Source organism: Coleofasciculus sp. E1-EBD-02 (assembly GCF_040218245.1).
Classification (GTDB): Bacteria; Cyanobacteriota; Cyanobacteriia; order Cyanobacteriales; family Coleofasciculaceae; genus Coleofasciculus.
Genome location: NZ_JAVJQN010000025.1, coordinates 1 through 19,907 on the forward strand (window position 1 = coordinate 1; position 19,907 = coordinate 19,907).

The 19,907-nt window shown below is 44.1% G+C and carries 15 protein-coding genes and 3 pseudogenes; 13 read left to right on the plus strand and 5 right to left on the minus strand.

The features are described 5' to 3' along the window. Positions 1-169: 169 nt before the first annotated feature. On the minus strand, positions 170-1,510 hold the full coding sequence (locus tag RIC07_RS04455) for a cytochrome P450 (RefSeq protein WP_446393457.1): 1,341 nt from the start codon (positions 1,508-1,510) through the stop codon (positions 170-172). Between the two features lie 869 nt (positions 1,511-2,379). On the opposite strand from RIC07_RS04455, the gene adhE reads away from it, so the two are divergent. The 11 genes from adhE (at position 2,380) to RIC07_RS04510 (ending at position 14,980) form a co-directional block, all read left to right on the plus strand. Further along, positions 2,380-5,064 carry a bifunctional acetaldehyde-CoA/alcohol dehydrogenase gene (gene adhE, locus RIC07_RS04460; RefSeq protein WP_446393458.1) on the plus strand — a complete coding sequence of 895 codons (2,685 nt, stop codon included), beginning with the start codon at positions 2,380-2,382 and terminating at the stop codon, positions 5,062-5,064. 120 nt (positions 5,065-5,184) lie between these two features. After that, entirely contained in the window at positions 5,185-5,715 is a 531-nt protein-coding gene (gene hoxE / locus RIC07_RS04465; protein WP_446393459.1) for a bidirectional hydrogenase complex protein HoxE, read from the plus strand. A gap of 64 nt (positions 5,716-5,779) precedes the next feature. Beyond that, positions 5,780-7,408 (plus strand): NADH-quinone oxidoreductase subunit NuoF, encoded by a 1,629-nt coding sequence (nuoF, locus tag RIC07_RS04470; protein ID WP_446393460.1) that lies wholly within the window; start codon positions 5,780-5,782, stop codon positions 7,406-7,408. 207 nt (positions 7,409-7,615) lie between these two features. Continuing rightward, on the plus strand, positions 7,616-8,332 hold the full coding sequence (hoxU, locus tag RIC07_RS04475; RefSeq protein WP_446393461.1) for a bidirectional hydrogenase complex protein HoxU: 717 nt from the start codon (positions 7,616-7,618) through the stop codon (positions 8,330-8,332). 187 nt (positions 8,333-8,519) lie between these two features. Continuing rightward, positions 8,520-9,068: an NADH-quinone oxidoreductase subunit B family protein gene (locus RIC07_RS04480; RefSeq protein ID WP_446393462.1), complete on the plus strand. Its 549-nt coding sequence runs from the start codon at positions 8,520-8,522 to the stop codon at positions 9,066-9,068. Continuing rightward, positions 9,061-9,222, plus strand: coding sequence for a hypothetical protein (locus RIC07_RS04485; protein ID WP_446393463.1), 162 nt, complete (start codon positions 9,061-9,063; stop codon positions 9,220-9,222). Before RIC07_RS04480 ends, RIC07_RS04485 begins: the two co-directional genes overlap by 8 nt. A 66-nt stretch (positions 9,223-9,288) precedes the next feature. Continuing rightward, on the plus strand, positions 9,289-10,713 hold the full coding sequence (locus tag RIC07_RS04490) for a Ni/Fe hydrogenase subunit alpha (protein ID WP_446393464.1): 1,425 nt from the start codon (positions 9,289-9,291) through the stop codon (positions 10,711-10,713). A 371-nt stretch (positions 10,714-11,084) separates the two neighbouring features. Then, complete coding sequence (locus RIC07_RS04495; RefSeq protein ID WP_446393465.1) at positions 11,085-12,017, plus strand: trypsin-like peptidase domain-containing protein; 933 nt, start codon at positions 11,085-11,087, stop codon at positions 12,015-12,017. Positions 12,018-12,037: 20 nt separating this feature from the next. After that, on the plus strand, positions 12,038-13,129 hold the full coding sequence (locus RIC07_RS04500) for a hypothetical protein (protein WP_446393466.1): 1,092 nt from the start codon (positions 12,038-12,040) through the stop codon (positions 13,127-13,129). A 34-nt stretch (positions 13,130-13,163) separates the two neighbouring features. After that, on the plus strand, positions 13,164-14,645 hold the full coding sequence (locus RIC07_RS04505; RefSeq protein WP_446393467.1) for a hypothetical protein: 1,482 nt from the start codon (positions 13,164-13,166) through the stop codon (positions 14,643-14,645). Between the two features lie 62 nt (positions 14,646-14,707). Continuing rightward, positions 14,708-14,980: a transposase gene (locus RIC07_RS04510; protein WP_446393468.1), complete on the plus strand. Its 273-nt coding sequence runs from the start codon at positions 14,708-14,710 to the stop codon at positions 14,978-14,980. An 87-nt stretch (positions 14,981-15,067) separates the two neighbouring features. On the opposite strand, the gene RIC07_RS04515 is transcribed toward RIC07_RS04510, so the two are convergent. Then, positions 15,068-16,168, minus strand: coding sequence for a hypothetical protein (locus RIC07_RS04515; protein ID WP_446393469.1), 1,101 nt, complete (start codon positions 16,166-16,168; stop codon positions 15,068-15,070). A 168-nt stretch (positions 16,169-16,336) separates the two neighbouring features. Further along, positions 16,337-16,582 (minus strand): annotated as a pseudogene (locus RIC07_RS04520) (RNA-guided endonuclease InsQ/TnpB family protein); the annotation flags it as partial. 350 nt (positions 16,583-16,932) lie between these two features. Between RIC07_RS04520 and RIC07_RS04525 the strand changes: the two are divergent. Then, entirely contained in the window at positions 16,933-17,877 is a 945-nt protein-coding gene (locus RIC07_RS04525; protein ID WP_446393470.1) for an NUDIX hydrolase, read from the plus strand. Positions 17,878-18,062: 185 nt separating this feature from the next. Here RIC07_RS04525 and RIC07_RS04530 read toward each other — a convergent pair whose 3' ends face one another. Next, positions 18,063-18,257, minus strand: coding sequence for a hypothetical protein (locus RIC07_RS04530; protein WP_446393471.1), 195 nt, complete (start codon positions 18,255-18,257; stop codon positions 18,063-18,065). A gap of 319 nt (positions 18,258-18,576) precedes the next feature. Here RIC07_RS04530 and RIC07_RS04535 point away from each other — a divergent pair. After that, positions 18,577-19,536, plus strand: a pseudogene (locus RIC07_RS04535) (DNA cytosine methyltransferase). A 189-nt stretch (positions 19,537-19,725) separates the two neighbouring features. Here the strand turns inward: RIC07_RS04535 and RIC07_RS04540 are convergent. Next, positions 19,726-19,907 (minus strand): annotated as a pseudogene (locus tag RIC07_RS04540) (photosystem II q(b) protein); the annotation flags it as partial.

Sequence of the window (19,907 nt, forward strand, 5' to 3'; positions counted from 1 at the left end):
CCGCCTATCCCTTATCGGTGGGTTACGGCGGATAGTTCATTAATCATTATCGCCTGAATTTAAGCCCCGCCTAACCCATATCGGTGGGTTACGGCGGATAGTTCATTAATCATTATCGCCTGAATTTAAGCCCCGCCTAACCCACCCTACGTGACTATGTGACAAAGACCTAATTTTCAGCCTCTCGCCGCCAAAACTTAACCCGCAAACCATCGCGGGGATGGGGTATCGGTACTACAACCATGTCCAGATTCTGTTCCGGAAGCAGTTCCCACTGATAATCGCGCACTAACAATGCGGTAAACAATTTCATCTCCAATTTGGCAAACTCTCGTCCTAAACATTCGCGCACCCCACCACCAAAGGGCACATAACTAAAGGGTTTGGACTTATCCTCCGCCCGTTCTGGGTTAAACCGTTCTGGGTCAAATTGTTCCGGTTGCGTATAAGTATCACTATCGTGATGGGTTCTGCTAATTTGATATTGAACTGACCATCCTTTTGGTAGCTGATAGCCCTTCAACTCGCACGATTGAATCACTTCCCGAAACCCACCGCCAACGGGGGGAATCAGGCGCATGACTTCCTTGAGGACTTGTTCGAGATAGGTCATCTGCTTTAAATCCTCCATCGTCCATGGATGTTGCAGATTCAGTTGCTGTTGTTCGGCGCGGATGGCGGCTACAATATCGGGATGCTGGGCTAAGAGAAGACAAGTAGATGCCAGTGCCGATGTTAACGTTTCATGACCCGCGAAGAGTAACAATAAAATTTGGTCTTTGAGTTCCTCTAAACTCAGACGATTACCCTGTTCATCCCGCGCTTGCAATAGCAGTCCCAATGCATCTTGACCCAGGTCGCCGGATTGTTGGCGTTGGCGGATAATCTGTTCAATCTGGTTTAATAGCTGCTTGCGGCAATGCAACGCACGACCAAATTTTGTCCACGGTAAGGGTAAGGCGATGCTAAACAACCCTTTACACCACTCTTCAAACCATTGTCCCAGATTCGTTTCTGAGGCAGCGTCTAGTCCCACCAACAATTTGCAGGCGATATCAAAGGTCAACTTTCTTAATTCTGTATACCATGTAAATGTACCCAGATGCTCCCATTTATGTAGATAACCCTGGGCAATCTCTGCCATCGCGGTCAAATATCCCGCTAATGCCCTAGGTTGAAAGGCTTGGGAGAGGATTTTGCGTCGTTGCAGATGGTTTGAACCGCCCTGTACCGCTAGAGACGCAGGTCCCAAGAGTATTTTGGTGCTGGGGGGGAAGGTGCTGGTAAAGTACTGGTTCTCATGGGTGAAGACAAAGCGATTCGCCTCGGAACCACTAATCATCACCGTGGGACGTCCAAATAATTTTGTCTTGAATATCGACCCATACTTTTGATGACGCTTCTGGGCAAAGTCGGGATCACGGAAAAACTGGATGGTTTCCCCAATCAACGGTAAACCGAAATCACCGGGAGGTAAGGGTCGGGATTTTAGTTCGTCAGTGGTCGTCATCGCCTATCAATATTAAAAGAATAATTTCATTGTGTTAAGTTTATTTTAAGTTTGCAACGTTTACGTCTGGAGATAGAGGAACCCCGTCGCATCAGTAGGGGTATGGCTGTCTCACTCATCATAAAAACTTCTCCCCCTCACCCCTCACCCCATCTCCCCCTCACGCCATCTTCCCCTATCGACAAACCGATACGGCAAGTGCTATTAAGGACATGCAGCCGCCTTGTCCGATACTTGGTTCATGGTTAACAGTTTTGGCAGGTTGAAAAAAGCTAGTCTGGCGTTTGAACAACTCAAACGTTGTTTATTAAGAAAGTCTAAAATTCAGGAGGCTTAAGTCTAACGCAATCTTAAAAAAATCACGGATTTATTGGTTTACAAATCTCCCATTCGAGATAGTATAGTAGGTGTGACGGGAGGAAAAAGTATTTCTTAGATTCCTAGGACTACCCTAGACATGAATCCTTGATCTATACTGCATTTGGAGGAACTGTTTGCTTGTTGATCATCGGGTTAATCATCCTAGGGAATTAGGAGGATCAGATGTGAGTATTCCTATTAGGAGATTTTTCGCTTTCCCCGCCCACTTTATACTGGAGTCGATACTATTGCCAGCGATGAAACGGTAATCAGAACAGACGATAGGTTAGGACAAAGGACAGGAAAATATGCCTTGGACTTCGCTTAAGACCACAGATTATAAACAACCGGAGATAGGACTTATCTCGGTGACGACTTAAGGAGAAACTTAGTCGCTTTAGCCGGGAAACCTGCCCGATTCCTACACGAGCGAGTAATAACAAGAACAAAATCAAAAGTGGGTGTGAGGACTGTAATCAATACGCATGACGAGACTTACTGCAACTAACATGATCAAAGTCACAAACCATCAGGAACTCGAAGAATTAATTCAACGGGTTAAAAACGCTCAAACCCAATACGCTGGCTACACGCAAGAGCAGGTCGATGCCATCTTTAAAAAAGCGGCACTCGCGGCTAATGCAGCCCGTATTCCTCTGGCAAAATTAGCCGTTAGTGAAACGGCAATGGGAGTGGTTGAGGACAAGGTGATTAAAAACCACTTTGCCTCGGAAATGATCTACAACAAGTACAAACACGACAAAACCTGTGGTGTTGTCGAAGAGGACAAATCCTTCGGCTTCCAGAAAATTGCCGAACCTGTTGGTGTTTTAGCCGGGATCGTCCCCACCACCAACCCCACCTCAACGGCGATTTTTAAGGCATTGATTGCCCTGAAAACCCGCAATGGGATTATTTTCTCCCCTCATCCCCGTGCCAAACAATGCACGCTGGAAGCGGCAAAAGTGGTGTTAGAAGCGGCGGTAGCGGCTGGCGCACCCGAGCATATTATCGGCTGGATTGATGAACCCACGGTTCCCCTTTCCCAAGCCTTAATGCAGCACCCCGATGTGAAGCTGATTCTGGCGACAGGGGGTCCGGGAATGGTGAAAGCCGCCTATTCTTCGGGTCATCCGTCTCTCGGTGTTGGTGCAGGAAACACGCCAGCGGTGATTGACTCCAGCGCCCACATTAAAATGGCGGTGTCTTCGATTATTCTGAGTAAAACCTTTGACAATGGCATGATCTGCGCCAGTGAGCAGTCGGTGATTGTCTTGGATAATGTTTACGAGGAGGTGCGCCAAGAATTTATTAATCGCGGCGCTTACTTCTTGAAGCCAGAAGAACGGGAAAAACTGGGGAGTAAAATTATTGTCAATGGGCGATTAAATGCCGAAATTGTCGGTCAACCCGTTGAGACGTTAGCCGAATTAGGCGGATTTTCGTTACCGGAACAAACCCGGGTGATTATTGGGGAAGTGGAAGGGATTGGCATCGAAGAACCCTTTTCTTTCGAGAAACTCTCCCCCGTTCTGGCAATGTATCGGGCTAAAAACTTTGAGGATGCGGTAGACAAAGCCGGACAGTTAGTGGAATTTGGCGGACGCGGACATACGGCGGTGCTGTATACCAATCCAGCCAATGCTGACCATATTAAACAGTTTGAAGACCAAGTTCAGGCGTCTCGCGTCTTGATTAATACCCCCTCCTCCCAAGGTGCGATCGGGGATATTTACAACTTCCGCCTTGATCCCTCGTTGACGCTGGGTTGTGGTACTTGGGGTGGAAACTCCATCAGTCAAAATGTGGGACCCGAACACCTGCTAAACGTGAAAACGATCGCGGAACGGCGGGAAAATATGTTGTGGTTCCGGATACCGCCCAAGGTGTACTTTAAGTATGGGTCTCTACCCATCGCCCTGCGGGAGTTAGCCGGGAAAGAACGGGCGTTTATCGTCACCGACAAACCCATTTACGATCTAGGAATGACGGCTAGCGTCGAAGATGTTTTGGCTGAAATTGGTCTCAAATACGATATCTTCTATGACGTAGAGCCAGACCCCTCCTTAGAAACCGTACACCGGGGGTTAACATTGATGAACACCTTCAAACCCGATGTGATTATCGCCTTGGGTGGGGGTTCGCCCATGGATGCTGCCAAAATTATGTGGCTGATGTATGAGCATCCAGAGATTGAATTTGAGGGGTTAGCGATGCGGTTCATGGATATCCGCAAACGGGTGTATGAACTGCCCCCCTTGGGTGAGAAAGCGATGATGGTAGCAATTCCCACGACATCGGGAACGGGTTCAGAAGTTACCCCCTTTGCTGTGGTAACCGATCGCCGCAATGATATTAAGTATCCCTTGGCAGACTATGCCTTGACGCCAAATATGGCGATCGTAGACCCCGAATTAGTCCTGAATATGCCCAAGAGTCTCACCGCATTCGGGGGCGTCGATGCCTTGACTCACGCTTTAGAAGCTTATGTCTCGGTGTTAGCTAGTGAATATACCAATGGGTTGGCACTAGAGGCAATTCGCCTAATCTTTAAATACCTGCCTTCGGCATACAAAAATGGTGCCCATGATCCCAAGGCGCGGGAGAAAATGCACTATGCCGCCACAATGGCAGGGATGGCATTTGCCAATAGTTTCCTGGGAATTTGTCACTCCATGGCACACCAATTAGGGGCTATTTTCCATGTCCCCCACGGGTTAGCGAATGCCATGTTAATTTCCCATGTTATTCGCTATAACGCCACGGATGCACCCTTTAAGCAGGCGACATTCTCCCAATACAAGTATCCCAATGCCAAATGGCGCTATTCTCGGATTGCTGATTACCTGCATTTGGGTGGCGATACCGAAGAGGAGAAAATCAATCGGCTAGTTGGGGCGATTGAGGAACTCAAGCGTCAGGTGGGGATTCCGGCGGCGCTTAAGGATGTGATTAAGGAAAGTGAAGCGGAATTCTTCGCCAAGCTGGATGAAGTTGCAGATCAGGCATTCGATGATCAGTGTACTGGCGCAAACCCCCGCTACCCCTTGATTGAAGATCTCAAGGAAATCCTCACCAAAGCCTATCACGGCGACTTAGGCGAGGTTCCTGATGTCGAAACCGTCAACGGCAATGGTGCGATCGGTGATAGCAATATTAAATCCGATACCCAACCTGCTGTTCCGGCTATGTAATCCTTGGCTGGGGTAGGTTGGTTATTTGTCATTCGTCATTCGTCATTTGTCATTTGAACGATAACTCGAAATCAACCTACCTTAGTCCAACCCATTAACAAGTAAAGAGGAGTGAAGATTATGTCATCAGCCAGCGCAGAAAAGGCTGTCTCGGAAAAAACTAAAGCGAAGAAGAAAGAACATCCCAGTGGTGACAAACGCTTTAAAGTGTTAGACATCACCATGAAACGGGCGCAGAATCGTCCAGATGCTTTAATTGAAGTTCTCCATAAGGCACAGGAAGCCTTTGGTTACTTAGAAGAAGATGTCCTCATCTACGTTGCACGCGGACTCAAACTTCCCCTCAGTCGTGTCTACGGTGTGGCAACGTTTTATCATTTATTTTCCCTTAAACCCAGTGGGGCGCATACTTGCGTCGTTTGCTTAGGAACAGCCTGTTATGTCAAAGGGGCGGGGGTGCTGCTGGATAAGCTAGCGGAAGATGCCCATGTTCAGCAAGGCGAGACAACCGCTGATGGCAAGATGTCTCTGGTAACCGCCCGTTGTATCGGGGCTTGTGGTTTAGCACCCGCTGCTGTTTTTGATGGCAAGGTGATGGGGAAACAAACCCCAGAATCAATCATGGAAAATGTCAAAGAATGGCTGGAATAGTCTGATGTCATTGGATTGATGCATAAGGGGAAGGACTCAGGATTTATTATTAAGGAATAACCCTATGGAACTAGCTGAAATTCTGGAAATTGCCGAAAAAGAACAGGCAAGTCGGAAACCGATTCGGGTTCATTGTTGTACGGCGGCGGGCTGTGCGTCCTCGAACTCTGAGCAAGTGAAAAAGAATTTAGAGGATGCCCTCAAAGCGACGGATTTACACAATACTGTGGAAGTCTGTAGCGTAGGGTGCATGAAATTTTGTGGTCGAGGTCCCTTGGTGGAAATTGAGTCGAAGGGACTTCTTTATGAACAGGTGACACCTGAACAGGCTCCCGCAATTGTGGCGGCGATGAATGGGGGAAGTAAAGATGATTCGGATGGCTTAATTCCCCTCGATCCTCAGCATCCATTTTTTACGTTGCAACAGCCGATTGTTTTGGAAAACAGTGGCAAAATTAACCCAGAACGGATTGAGGAATATATTGCCGTTGGTGGGTATCAAAACCTGTATAAAGTTCTCCACGACATGACCCCCGAAGAGGTGGTGGATGAAATTACTCAAAGTGGATTACGCGGACGCGGCGGCGGTGGTTATCCAACGGGATTGAAGTGGGCAACTGTGGCGAAGATGCCTGGGGATCAGAAGTATGTGATCTGTAATGCCGACGAGGGAGATCCTGGTGCATTTATGGATCGATCGGTCTTAGAAAGTGACCCCCATCGGATTATTGAAGGGATGGCGATCGCAGGTTATGCGGTTGGTGCGAATCATGGCTATATTTATGTGCGGGCGGAATATCCGTTGGCGATTAAACACCTGCAAAAAGCGATTACCCAAGCCAAGAAATATGGGTTGATGGGATCTCAGATCTTTGATTCTCCCTTTGACTTTAAAATTGATATCCGCGTCGGTGCCGGTGCCTTTGTCTGCGGTGAAGAAACTGCCCTCATTGCTTCGGTGGAAGGGGGACGAGGAATGCCGCGTCCTCGCCCTCCCTACCCCGCCCAGTCGGGATTATGGGGATGTCCGACGCTGATTAATAATGTGGAAACCTTTGCCAATATTCCCGCGATTATCCGCGAGGGGGCAGACTGGTATTCCAGTATCGGTACGGAAAAGAGCAAAGGAACGAAAGTATTTGCCCTGACGGGTAAAGTCCGCAACACGGGCTTGATTGAAGTGCCAATGGGGATCAGCCTGCGTCAAATTGTGGAAGAGATGGGCGGCGGTACGCCTTTGGGAGAAGTGAAAGCGGTGCAAACGGGAGGTCCTTCTGGGGGATGTGTACCTGCTAATTTATTTGACACCCCGGTTGAATACGATTCCCTAATTAAATTAGGCACAATGATGGGGTCTGGTGGCATGATTGTCATGGACACGGAAACCAGCATGGTGGATGTGGCGCAATTCTACATGGAATTTTGTCGCGGTGAGTCCTGTGGTAAATGCATTCCCTGTCGCGCTGGTACGATGCAAATGTATCAGATGTTGACCAAGATCCTCAATGGACAAGCAACAATGGCGGATCTGGAAAAATTAGAACAACTCTGTGGTATGGTCAAAGCCACCAGCTTATGTGGTTTAGGTCAAACCGCACCGAATCCGGTGATGAGTACGCTGCGTTATTTCCGGGATGAATATCTGACCCTGTTGCAAGATAGCCCCAATGGAAAGGTGGCGGTGAAGTCATAAGCCTTTCCGGGATGATCGCGAAGGGTTAATAGTATGGGTAGGTTGATTCACAATTGTAGGGGCGAGTTTAGGGACAATTGTAGGGGCGGGTTTAGGGACTCAATTCAAATATCCACCGATAAATGAACAACAAAACCCGCCCTGAGTCATCAATTTGTTAGCGAATGACAAATGACCAAGGACAAATGACAAAGGACAAAATACGATATGTCAGTAAAAACATTGACGATTGATGGTATTGATATTGCCGTTGAAGAAGGAACCACGATTCTGAAAGCGGCAGAAGAAGCAGGTGTTCATATTCCGACGTTATGTCACCTCGAAGGCGTTTCCGATGTTGGCGCTTGTCGATTGTGTTTAGTGGAAATTGCTGGGATTAATAAGCTGTTACCGGCTTGTGTTACCCAGGTTGCAGAAGGGATGAAGATTTCCACTCACAGCGAACAACTGCAAGAGTATCGCCGTATGATTGTGGAGATGCTGTTTGCAGAAGGCAATCATGTCTGTGCTGTTTGTGTGGCGAATGGTCATTGTGAATTGCAAGATGTGGCGATTGAAGTGGGAATGGATCACTCTCGTTTCCCCTACCGCTTCCCGAATCGGGAGATTGATGTCTCCCACGATCGCTTCGGCATTGATCACAACCGTTGCATTATGTGTACTCGTTGTGTGCGGGTTTGTGATGAAATTGAAGGCGCTCACGTTTGGGATGTGGCAAATCGCGGTGCTGCTTCTCGTGTGATTACAGGATTGGATCAGCCTTGGTCTGAGGTGGAGGCTTGTACCTCTTGCGGAAAGTGTGTGGATGCTTGTCCCACGGGTTCGATTTTCCGGAAAGGGTCTACCGTGGCAGAAATGGAACGCGATAAAACTAAATTGGAGTTTCTGGTTACCGCACGCGAAGACAAACAATGGACGCGGTGATGGGAATTAGGGAGATAGGGAAGATGGGGAAGATGGGGAAGATAGGGGAGATGGGGGAGATGGGGAAGTTAACACAAAAATCTACCTTACCTATTGCCTATTCCCCATTCCCTATTCCCTGACAAATGACAAAGGACAAATGACCACTCTCTAATCATCACATCATTAATTGAGGGAAACATTAAGCATGGCAAAGATAAAATTAGCAACAGTATGGTTGGCAGGTTGTTCAGGCTGTCATATGTCATTTCTGGATCTGGATGAATGGCTGCTTGAACTGGCTAAACACGTCGATGTGGTGTATAGTCCAGTCGGTTCTGACCTGAAAGACTATCCCGAAAATGTTGATGTTTGTTTAGTCGAAGGCGCGGTAGCCAATGAGGAAAATTTAGAGTTAATTCGTAAAGTCAGAGAACGGACAAAGTTATTGATTTCCTTTGGGGATTGTGCTGTAACTGCGAATGTTCCCGCTATGCGAAATATGCTGGGAGGAACTGAACCTGTTCTCAAGCGTTGTTATTTGGAATTGGGGGATGCGAATAATCAGTTACCTAATTTTCCAGGAATTGTACCGGAATTATTAGATCGGGTATGCCCTGTACATGAAGTGGTTCAAGTTGATTTATTTATGCCGGGATGTCCCCCCTCAGCCGATCGCATTCAAGCCACTGTTGAACCCTTACTGCGGGGTGAACAACCTGTGATGGAAGGACGGGAAATGATTAAGTTTGGATAGTCATTGGTCATTGGTCATTGGTCATTGGTCATTGGTCATTGGTCATTGGTCATTGGTCATTGGTGATATAGATTTTAGGATTAAATCGGGCGCAAGCCTTGCGCCCCTACAGCATAAAAAGGACAAAGGACGTAGCTTGCTTCTCGCGAAGTGAGTAGGACAAAGGACAAAGGACAAAGGACAAAGGACAAAGGACAAAGGACGAAGGACAAAAAAAGTTATGGCTAAAACAGTTGTTATTGATCCGGTTACTCGTATTGAAGGACACGCGAAAATTTCTATCTTTCTGGATGATGCTGGAGAAGTGGAAGATGCCCGATTTCATGTGGTGGAATTCCGGGGCTTTGAAAAGTTCTGTGAAGGACGCCCGATGTGGGAAATGGCGGGGATTACTGCCCGAATTTGTGGGATTTGTCCGGTGAGTCATTTACTGGCGTCGGCAAAAACGGGGGATAAAATTCAAGCGGTGAAGGTTCCGCCTGCGGGTGAGAAATTGCGGCGGATGATGAATTTGGGACAAATTACCCAGTCTCACGCCCTGTCGTTTTTCCATCTGAGTAGTCCTGACTTTTTACTGGGTTGGGATAGTGATCCGGCGACTCGGAATGTGTTTGGCTTAATTGCGGCTGATCCGGATCTAGCCCGCAGTGGGATTCGCTTACGCCAGTTTGGTCAAACGGTGATCGAACTGTTGGGGGCGAAGAAGATTCACCCAGCTTGGGCGGTTCCTGGGGGTGTAAGATCGCCTTTATCGGAAGAGGGGCGGGCTTGGATACGCGATCGCTTACCGGAATCCCGCGCGACTCTCGATACGGCGCTGGGCTTGTTTAAGCAGTTATTGGATAAGTTTTCCACCGAGGTAGAAACCTTTGGTTTGTTCCCCTCCCTGTTTATGGGGTTAGTCGGTAAAGATGGAGTCTGGGAACATTATGATGGTCATCTTCGCTTCAAAGATAGTGAAGGGAATATGGTAGCTGATGGACTCAGTGAGGATGATTATCAAGACTTTATGGGTGAAGCCGTTGAACCCTGGTCTTATCTGAAATTCCCCTACTATAAACCTTTAGGATACCCGGATGGGATTTATCGGGTGGGTCCATTAGCCCGACTGAATATCTGCGATCGCATGGGAACGGAAGCAGCGGATCGGGAGTTACAAGAATTTCGCGATCGCGCAGGCGGTGTAGCCACCTCGTCGTTCTTCTATCACTATGCCCGCTTAGTGGAAATTCTGGCGGCTTTAGAACGGATTGAACAATTAGTAAATGATCCGGATATTGTCTCCAAACGCACTCGTGCTGAAGCCGGAATTAACAATTTAGAAGGCATTGGTGTCAGTGAAGCGCCCAGAGGTACATTGTTCCACCACTATAATGTGGATGAAAATGGCATTATCAAGAAAGTCAACATGATTATTGCCACGGGTCAAAATAACTTGGCGATGAACAAAACCGTGGCACAAATTGCCAAACATTACATCCACGGGAATGAAATACCTGAAGGGTTATTAAACCGAGTTGAAGCCGGAATTCGCGCCTTTGACCCCTGCTTAAGCTGTTCGACTCATGCGTTTGGTCAAATGCCCTTGCATATCCAATTAGTGGGTTCATCCGGGGATGTTGTTGATGAAGTGTGGCGTCAGTAATCTCGCTGGTTTAGGACTTACGCAACGCCTCTATCTGTAGGGTGCGTTAGCGTAGCGTAACGCACCATTGCCACTAGAGATATTCTTCCCTCCCTCGTTCCCAGGCTCTGCCTCCCTAGTTTCCAGGCAGAACCTGGGAATGTTTTATAACTGAATAAGGACACTACTCAATAATTTAATCATATTTGATACTGCTGTCTTGATGCTGTTTCATGGAGAACAGAATCTCGTCTAAGTTGGTTTCTATGTACGAAGAGTAGTCTACAGAATAATTGAGATGTAGTTTATGGAACCTGTACAACTTGAAGAGTTTCTAGGAAGACTTATCTCAATTTGCCGACTCAAATTTAAGCTGGACAGATGAAAGTATTATGAATCCTGAATTATTTTTAGAGCAGAAAGATGTTACACCTTTAATGTTGGCGCTAAACCAATTTGCTCTTAAGGTTAACGATGCCAGTGAGCGCCAAGAGGTTCTGGAGAGCGCTGGTGTCGATATTGCTCTTCTCAGCAATCTGAAACTGGGTGCAACACCCACTAAATTTGCTCCAGCGTTAGTCGCAGCGTTTAAAATTTATCCCATCTCTAATCGGCGCTTGGATTATCACCCGATGGTGAGTTTACTCAAGTACCTATGCGAACTCGCTCCGCTCTATGGACTAGCTGATCAAGATGTTGCTTTATTCACCCGATTAGTTGAGCAGGGACAGGAAAATTTTAAGGCTTTAGCAGCTCGTAATGCAGTTGGCAGAATTGAGTCCCCCAAAGGACAAGGTATTGGTACTGGTGTTCTAATCGGCAAGAATCTGCTGCTCACCTGTAACCACATTTTTAGCAAAAGTCAGGTGCAAGAAGCCTGGGTACGTTTTAACTACACATTCGGGAGCTACTCCTTAGACTCAGATGTCTTTGAACTCGATCTGGATACGGCGATACGCTCTAATCAACTCGATTACGCTTTGCTCAAAGTCAAAGGTGAGCCGAGACAACGGATAACTAACTGCATCAATGCCATACTAGATAGTAGTCAGGAAATTCGTCTGATTCACCATCCACGGGGACAGCATATTGTAATTTCTGGCTTGGGTCAGATTGTGCAAGTCGGAGAGGAGTACATCGACCACAACATCAGTACCGATGAGGGTTCATCTGGTGCGCCAATTTTTAATCGGGATTGGCAATTAGTGGCTATTCATCGGGGAAACCTGGGTATAGGGCGTGCGGGTCGTTCGCTTGAGCCAGGAACTACATCTGGTGTTCCTCTTCGCGCTTTCTGGAAACACATTCAAACTTCATTATCTTGATATTGGCAAGGAAGTGATTAATGAGCTTTTGGCAAAACTTCTCAGAAACCTTCAGGCGAGACTCGCCGAAATATCAAGCCCTTTTCTTACCGGAGTATCGGATTGATGTAGATTACGATACCACACCAATAAACGCGGGGGAAGCCTACTGTCGTTTGTGGTTAGTTGAGATGCGTTTAGCTAGAGATGTGGATTGGTTTAGGGAACGGTATCCTGTCGTTCATGCCGCGATTCGCTTCAATCATGGCGGTCAGTTGGTTACGATTCCCTATCTGGCGGAACCAGGACACCTGCAAGAACTATCGAAAGACAATCTAAATAAAGTCATTCAATGTAACTATCCGTTGACCCCCCTGTTTCCTTATAACGATGGTTTGGTGGAGTTACAAGCTGGATTGTTCAGTATGGTAAATAGTGACCCCATTGGCAAATTTATCAAAACGATGGGGCGGTTTTCCGAGTTACTGCCAGTACCAGAACTCTCAACCGTGGTGAAGTTAGCAGAACCTGTCTATCGCGGGATTGAAGACTTAATTGGTGCTGGGGAAGGTCAGTTAGAGTTGGGGTATCAACAAACTTTTTCGGCTGCTGGTGGTGGAGGAGATAATGACTTCAAGCCAGGTTATTTCGTTGCTATCTTGGCTGAGGAAGACCAGATTAATCCCGATAATCTATGTGTGACGAATGACAGCCTGAAGGTGGGATCTCCGGGAAAAACTAAGGTGTTTGTGCGCGATGGTAAACCGCTTGAAGGCTATAGCTATATGCTATTCCGTATAGAAAAGCGTGCAGCTCAAGATTGGGAATCGTTGACCCAGATAAAGGAATTGGTTTACCAGGCTCAGGATGCTGTGTTTAAAGGTGAATATAAAAAGGTAAAAGCTATCCTCTTTCCTGCGATAAAGGCAACAATTTTTCGCAGTCCTGATTTGACAAAGGCTGATCGCCGAAACATGGTTCTGAAAATTCGCGATCATCTGCGTGAAATTGGCTTACAAGGGGTAACAGTGCAAAAGCGATCGCTCTATTCCATCATGCAGCGACCTTTGCCAGCCGTTGAGGCAGAGACAGAGGCGGAATTGACAGCTTTAGAAACACTTTTTGAACAGTAGGGTGCAGGCAACAGAGGAATCCTGATGGCTAACTATGGACTTTCTTAACTTCCAGGAAAAAGCCCAGCTTCAGCAAATTCTATCGAGGAGTTCACTACTCCAGACGGCTGATGATCGCAGTAACTTTTTGGTCTTTTGTGGTTTAGAAAAGTCTTGTGGTTCAATTCAGCTAGATAAACCTTTGACTAAGTTTTTGATTAGTCTTTTAGTTCAGCTTTCACAAATCTATGTGACATTTAATGGTTCAGAAAGAAGAGGATTAGTTGTCTTTTTAGAATACCTTATCCAGCTCGATTACAACTTATCTACAGAAGACCGAGAGTTTATTCAACTTGCTATTACCAAGTGCCAGTACTGGCAACAACAGCTTGAGCAAGCATCATCTCCGTTTTCTCAAACACAGATGACAAACTATGTGGATTTAACAGAAGCTGAAGTAGAAGAGACGATGAAACGACGAGAATTCCTCAATTTGAGTACTCAAACTTTCATATACTCTAGTTTGCAAACACGTCCTAAATTTGATAATGCTATCGTTCCTCAACTGGGTCAAAACTGGGGTAATGCTATAGATGGCTTCAACTCATCAGGAACTCAGTTGAAAAGGGATAAGAGAGCTGTAAACTCTGACAGTGGCTCTATTTTGACATCCCAGAGAAATCTTACTCTCCATTACCTCGATCACTACGTATTGCAAATGATAGGATATGAACGTCTAAAACCAAAAATACAGCAGGCTATACGCCAAGAATGCCAAGCAGCTACTCGTCTAGCTATACTCTTTGCAGACCAAGTTTTTGTTCCGGCTGTATCTTATTATCAATCTTCGATATGCCGTAAAGTGATTGACTACTATCGAGACATATTTGATACAGGAATAATTAGAATTATAGCTGATGCGTATTCATTAGAAGAGTTCCAAGATAATCGACTAAGAGAGTATGAGCCAGGTAGTATAGAATTTAATCTTTACCAAAAAATATTAGATATTTCAAGACTACAGCCAAGTATTTATAGCTGCACAGAGAATACTACAATCGCTTTACATAATGAATGGAATAATACTCTACTTCAAGACATAGATATTGCCGCAATTTTCGCAGCAAAACTTCCTTACGAACTCCTACCTAATGATATGACGAATCGGCTAATAGCACTACCTGAAAAGCTGCACGATCAAGCATTTATTGTTAGGAATATATACCCTAAATTATTCAGTGAAAACTACATAAGTATAGCCAACGAATTACTAAAGATTATAAATGAACTCTTCTTTAATTGGTTTACACGAAAACTAAAATCTGGTGTAGTCACCGACCTAGTTTACCTCAATCAACTCTCGATAAAGTCGCATGGAGTTAACTTGCCCTACACATCTCTAAAAACTGAACTTATAGTTCAGCATGGGGAATTATTCAAAGAGATAGTGAATTGCAAACCGTATGAGCTTTTAATGCTGAAAAAAGATGCAGTATGGAATGAAGTTTTAGACAACAGCATTTTTCTAACAATTTAAATTAAAATTCTACCTACTGATTTTTTTGCTAATTTCATTAGGCTATAGCCTTTCTCAAGTGGATGAGGTACAACCAATGCTTGCCCAGTAAGGGTTTCATCCCTAAAAATGTACCTCACGCAAGCGAGAACCGCTATATATACCTACCACCCTATTCCCCGGATTTTTCTCCAATTGAAAACTTTTGGTCAAAAGTAAAATCGAGTCTTCGCTCTTGGGGAGCTAGAACTTATCGAGTTTTAGAAGAAGCCCTAGTTCAAGCTTATAGTCAAGTGACAGAACAAGATTTTATCAACTGGTTTACACACTGCTGCTATTGTACCTCACCCAATTGAAAAACGCTATAAAAACATTCAGTATTACATTTGAACGTTAATCTGTCACAATGAGTTAGTAGCTCAAGGAATTGGTACTTTGTTTTGCTACTTCACGGAAAGTAAAGGGGGAGCTTCAGCTAATATAATTTGATTTTCTTCTACACTTTGTTTTCTCCACATTTTTGTACAAATTTCCCTACTTACCCCAGTAAATCCTCCCCAATTTTCGGTAAATTGCACAAGTTTTGTAAATACATCTTTTGATTCTAAAGTATTGTAAAAATGAGCAGTATAAATGTAATTAGCACTCTCTGACATTATTTCGTAGAAGCCACAAGACTTCAGTTTATCTTTTAGTAAATCCATCTCTTTCGACTCTAATTCTTTAAAGCTTTCATAGTTTAGATGAGAAGGCAGCTTAACGTGAATGTCAGCTACTCGGTGAATATCAAGTGGAAGACCTTTGTGCTGAGCATCGGATACACTTAAAGGCAGTTCAGAGATTCTAAACGATTCAGAGTTGAAAGGGAAATGTTGCAGCCCTTCTTTGGTCATGGGTCTAAAGCGATATCTTTTATCATCTTTGTGACTGTACACCTCAGTTTCCACGTACCCGTCAGCATGAGGATGGTTTTGAATGAGGGTTGCTGCTTCTTCACTACGTTCAGTTGTTAACTCAAATAGTGCCCTAGCCCGATGACTCCTTTCTGGATTAATGCAGTACTCGAGAGTGAAATGATATTTATACTTTTCCGGCTGGATTTTTGCAAAGTTATCAAACTCAAAGCCTAGCCTGAGAAGCGCATTTATCAAATTCTCATCAACTATTGTTAAGTCTATGTGCGCTTCTACAATAATGAACTTAGCTGGCTTTACTCTCTTAAAACCTGCTAGCGCACGTATTATATCTGTCAATCGTCCCACTTTTTCTGGATATTCTAAGGTATACTTTATTAAAATATTAATAAGTTCAAAATCTAAATTAGCAAACGGTTTTCTGGTAAGACATAGAGGCAACTTATTAGGTGGTAAAACATAAGCTTTTAGCTCATTGTAAAGTTGATTTAAGGTTAAACTTTCGCTTATCTCATCAACTAACTCTAAAGACTCATCTGTCCATCTCAACAAAATCTGTTTTGAGTTTGGAAACCCTGGTAATGCTTCCAAATTATTTACTAGCTTAGTGAAGACTGGTGATAAATTCATTCAAACCCTCTCAAAACTGAAATGATAGTGTTTTAGATTTAATCTGTTCTCTTGGAATCGATACCAATCACCTTAGAGACTTGCGGCTTAATAATATACCAATCAAGCTTGGCTGAGTTGATGAATACAGCTTTCCTCACTGGTATTTTATTTTTACGCAGCTCCCTTATCAGTATTTTTGGGATCGGGAGGGGTGTCCTTTATCTGAATATGCAGGTAGAACTGACCGTCGCGGTGCTTACAAAGTTGAGACGAAGTCGGGTTCCTCCCTTTGAGTTTTTCTCTCTGGTAGTTACCTGGGTTTAACTCAACTCGCTCTCTACCGTAAACAGTAGAAAGGCTTACCGTCCAGTCGTGTTCACGAAGTCGAAACAAGTCCTTGTCACAATCTATGCTGCTTGGCATAAAGCCTTTGTTTCATGGCTGCCATTATACCACATAACGGGAAATAAGAGGACTCAACCCCCTCAAGATTTGTACCCATGTAGGGCGGCTAAAAAATCGCGGAAAGCCGCACGGTGAGGCAGTTTTGATTTTTTGGTTGGGGTAACTTCAGTTGAAGCCGCAGCCCCTCGCGATTTGGGTGGTAGGCATATCAAACTGTGCGATGGGTTATCTGGGTTATCAGTGTTGATCCTCTTAGGGAAATAGCTTCGGATTGTACTTAGTAACAGATTTTTGGTATTTTTTTTACAATACTCTTCTTATCGACTCATATGAAGCTCCTGGAACACATAGCCAAACATAATAACGTGAATCCTTCAATGGTAATTCCACTGTATTATCAAAATGTTGTTATAGGCGCTGTCCAAAAAAATATTTTACACTTCTTAAAAGAGGACTGCAAAGATGTTTTTATTGTTTTAGATACACATATATTAGTTAATCCAAATATAGGTTCTAGAGAACTGTTTTTTCTTATAAAAGAAGTTGCTTCAATTCTTCATAAAAAGTATAATATTATACCGCCATTGAGAGGAGAGAATTTATCTGTATTTCCACTAAACCGAGTTTCAGAAATATTGAGTACTGAGAATGATGCGAATACTATTCTTCAATCTTCAGGATTATTTGAGATTGACCGGAATGCTACATCTCCATTTGGGATTGTAACATTTGGAGTAATGTTGAATTGCTTTACAAGAAGTAAAGATGGGTCACTCAGCATGTGGATTGCACAAAGATCTCTGAAAAAACCAATTCATCAATATCCTGGAAAGCTAGATCCAATAATAGGTGGTGCTGTAGAAGCTGGAGTTTCACCAAGGCAGGCATTAATTAAAGAAGCCTGGGAAGAATGCTCTATGCCTAAATACCTCGCTGAGAAAGCAGTATATAAGGGGTTTGTTTCCTACTTAATGCGTCAATATGGAGGTATTAAATTTCAGATTTTATTTTGCTACGACTTAGACTTATCTCGTACAGAAATGCCATTTTGGAAACCTCAATTCAACGATAATTCTATTGAGAATTTTTTTTTACTATCTGCTCAAGAAGTAGCAGACAGATTGCGTTATACAGATGACTTTAAAGGAGGTTCAAATCTAATCAAAATTGATTTTTTAATACGAAACAACATTATACAAAAAAACGAAATATTTTATGAGAAGATAAAAAAATCTCTAAGAAATTTGTTATTGCCTTTTCATGAAAGTAGCCAGCAATTTAAAATAGTTTCAGCCGCTGAAATTCAAGAGATTAATTTTTAAATTAGAAGTCTAACTCAATAATAGTGAGTAGAGTTTTTTGCAGTAATCCGTTCTGCATTTAAATTAAAAATGATAGTTTAGCATACTAAGTCCGGAAGACCCGAATATACTAGGTATTAATCTGATGATCATACTGAGCGTCAGAATGAACGGTTAGAAATCCGAAAAAATTCAGCAAGCCCTAATTATTTTCTCTCTCTAATCCTCTGCAAATCTTGCAAAAATTCCTCCCGCGTTCCAGAGTCAAGGATTTCTCCTCTTTCTTGAGTATAGTTACCATTTCCCCATCCCATTTGTTGTAAAAAGCGAATCGTATCGACTTGTCCCAAATAGCTAACCAAAATCTGATAACCCTTTTCTCTTAACTCCAATGGTGTCATAATTAATTTCTCCTTTTACTTAGGATTTCCATAAATTCATTAACCAAATAACAGGGTTGCTTACTGCTACTTTTAAAGCGTCTTGGTGTCGGATAGCATTTTTTAGCAGGCGATCATCAGTAGAGAGAAATATGTCAGCCTGAGCCGCCTCCGCACAAGCTAATAGACAAAAAAATGGTTGAAACCCCTACTAATATCATGTCTGATCAAATACCCCTGAAAAAAATGCCTGAAACTATTACAATACAATAACGACAACGACAAAGCACTCAGGGAGACTATAAGGCGTAAAGGGTAATTTAGCGTAGGAGCGACAGCCGTGATCGATGGCAAAGCTATTTCTATTTCTCTGTTTTCAGGAGCTTTTGGTTTAGACTTAGGTTTAGAACTAGCCGGATTTCATACCGTAAGCGTGGTTGAGAAAGACCGTGATTCGGTAAAAACAATAACCCTTAACCGACCCTATCTTCATGAAAGTGCTATCCCCAGAGCAATTGAAACAATCAGTACCCAAGATTTACTTTTAGAGGGAGGTCGAGTTTTAAGTAAAGGGAGAGCATTACGCCCGAATGAGGTGGATTTGGTAGTAGGTGGCGCACCTTGTCAGCCTTTTAGTACAGCAGGAAAAAGGGCTTCAGTCTTAGACCCTCGTGGCAGTTTATTTATGGAGTTTGTCCGTATTGTTCGAGACATTCAACCCCGATTTTTCGTTATGGAGAATGTAAAAGGGTTACTTTCTGCTGCTATTCGTCACCGACCCATTAACCAACGGGGCGCAGATTATCCACCTTTAGAACCGGACGAAATGAGAGGTGCAGCCCTTAAGGTGGTACTAGCAGAAATGCACAAACTTGGATACAACGTGGTGTACAACCTTTTAGAAGCTGCCGATTATGGGGTTCCCAAAAATAGAGAGCGTGTTGTGTTTATTGGTTCCAGAGAGAGATAGTGAATCTATTGCATTTCCTTTGGCTACCCATTCTCAAGGCGGTAGAGATTTACCCAAGTGGCGTACTTTACGAGATGCGTTAACAAATTTAGTTGAACAAAATCCAGAGTTTACTCCTTACTCAGAAAAGCGCTTAAAGTATTTGAGACTCCTCAAATCCGGACAAAACTGGATATATTTACCCGAAAATTTGAAAAATATAAACAAATTGGCAATGCTGTACCTGTTGGATTAGCAAAAGCCATTGGCACTTATCTTTACAGCTTGATTCAAGGAGATAAACCGCGAAGGAAAGAACTCGTTGAACAACTCTCAGTTTTTACTCTATAGAGTTGCTGCCATTGACGGCTATTTGAGCTAGTAGTAGGCTGGCAAGCTTAAAGTTGTGGGTAAAATTTTTCTGAATCCCTACTCTCATAAGGGTTTGAGAAAATACTTGACCACCGTTTTAAGCTTGCCAAGCCAGTAGGGTGGGCATTGCCCACCCTACTTACCGAATCTCTATTCAGATTCAGAGAATTAGCTGTTGATGCTAGGAGCAGTCAGAGCTACGGGGGTAGCTTCACCAGCCGCCAAGTCTAAGGGGAAGTTGTGAGCGTTGCGCTCGTGCATAACTTCAAATCCTAAGTTGGCGCGGTTGAGTACGTCTGCCCAGGTGTTGACTACACGACCTTGGGAATCCAGGATTGACTGGTTAAAGT

Coding starts and splice junctions, on each gene's coding strand:
- RIC07_RS04530 (WP_446393471.1), bottom strand. CDS start 18,257: ATGACACCATTGGAGTTAAGAGAAAAGGGTTATCAGATTTTGGTTAGC.
- RIC07_RS04455 (WP_446393457.1), bottom strand. CDS start 1,510: ATGACGACCACTGACGAACTAAAATCCCGACCCTTACCTCCCGGTGAT.
- RIC07_RS04480 (WP_446393462.1), top strand. CDS start 8,520: ATGGCAAAGATAAAATTAGCAACAGTATGGTTGGCAGGTTGTTCAGGC.
- RIC07_RS04500 (WP_446393466.1), top strand. CDS start 12,038: ATGAGCTTTTGGCAAAACTTCTCAGAAACCTTCAGGCGAGACTCGCCG.
- hoxU (WP_446393461.1), top strand. CDS start 7,616: ATGTCAGTAAAAACATTGACGATTGATGGTATTGATATTGCCGTTGAA.
- RIC07_RS04505 (WP_446393467.1), top strand. CDS start 13,164: ATGGACTTTCTTAACTTCCAGGAAAAAGCCCAGCTTCAGCAAATTCTA.
- RIC07_RS04495 (WP_446393465.1), top strand. CDS start 11,085: ATGAATCCTGAATTATTTTTAGAGCAGAAAGATGTTACACCTTTAATG.
- hoxE (WP_446393459.1), top strand. CDS start 5,185: ATGTCATCAGCCAGCGCAGAAAAGGCTGTCTCGGAAAAAACTAAAGCG.
- adhE (WP_446393458.1), top strand. CDS start 2,380: ATGATCAAAGTCACAAACCATCAGGAACTCGAAGAATTAATTCAACGG.
- nuoF (WP_446393460.1), top strand. CDS start 5,780: ATGGAACTAGCTGAAATTCTGGAAATTGCCGAAAAAGAACAGGCAAGT.
- RIC07_RS04515 (WP_446393469.1), bottom strand. CDS start 16,168: ATGAATTTATCACCAGTCTTCACTAAGCTAGTAAATAATTTGGAAGCA.
- RIC07_RS04490 (WP_446393464.1), top strand. CDS start 9,289: ATGGCTAAAACAGTTGTTATTGATCCGGTTACTCGTATTGAAGGACAC.
- RIC07_RS04510 (WP_446393468.1), top strand. CDS start 14,708: ATGAGGTACAACCAATGCTTGCCCAGTAAGGGTTTCATCCCTAAAAAT.
- RIC07_RS04525 (WP_446393470.1), top strand. CDS start 16,933: ATGGTAATTCCACTGTATTATCAAAATGTTGTTATAGGCGCTGTCCAA.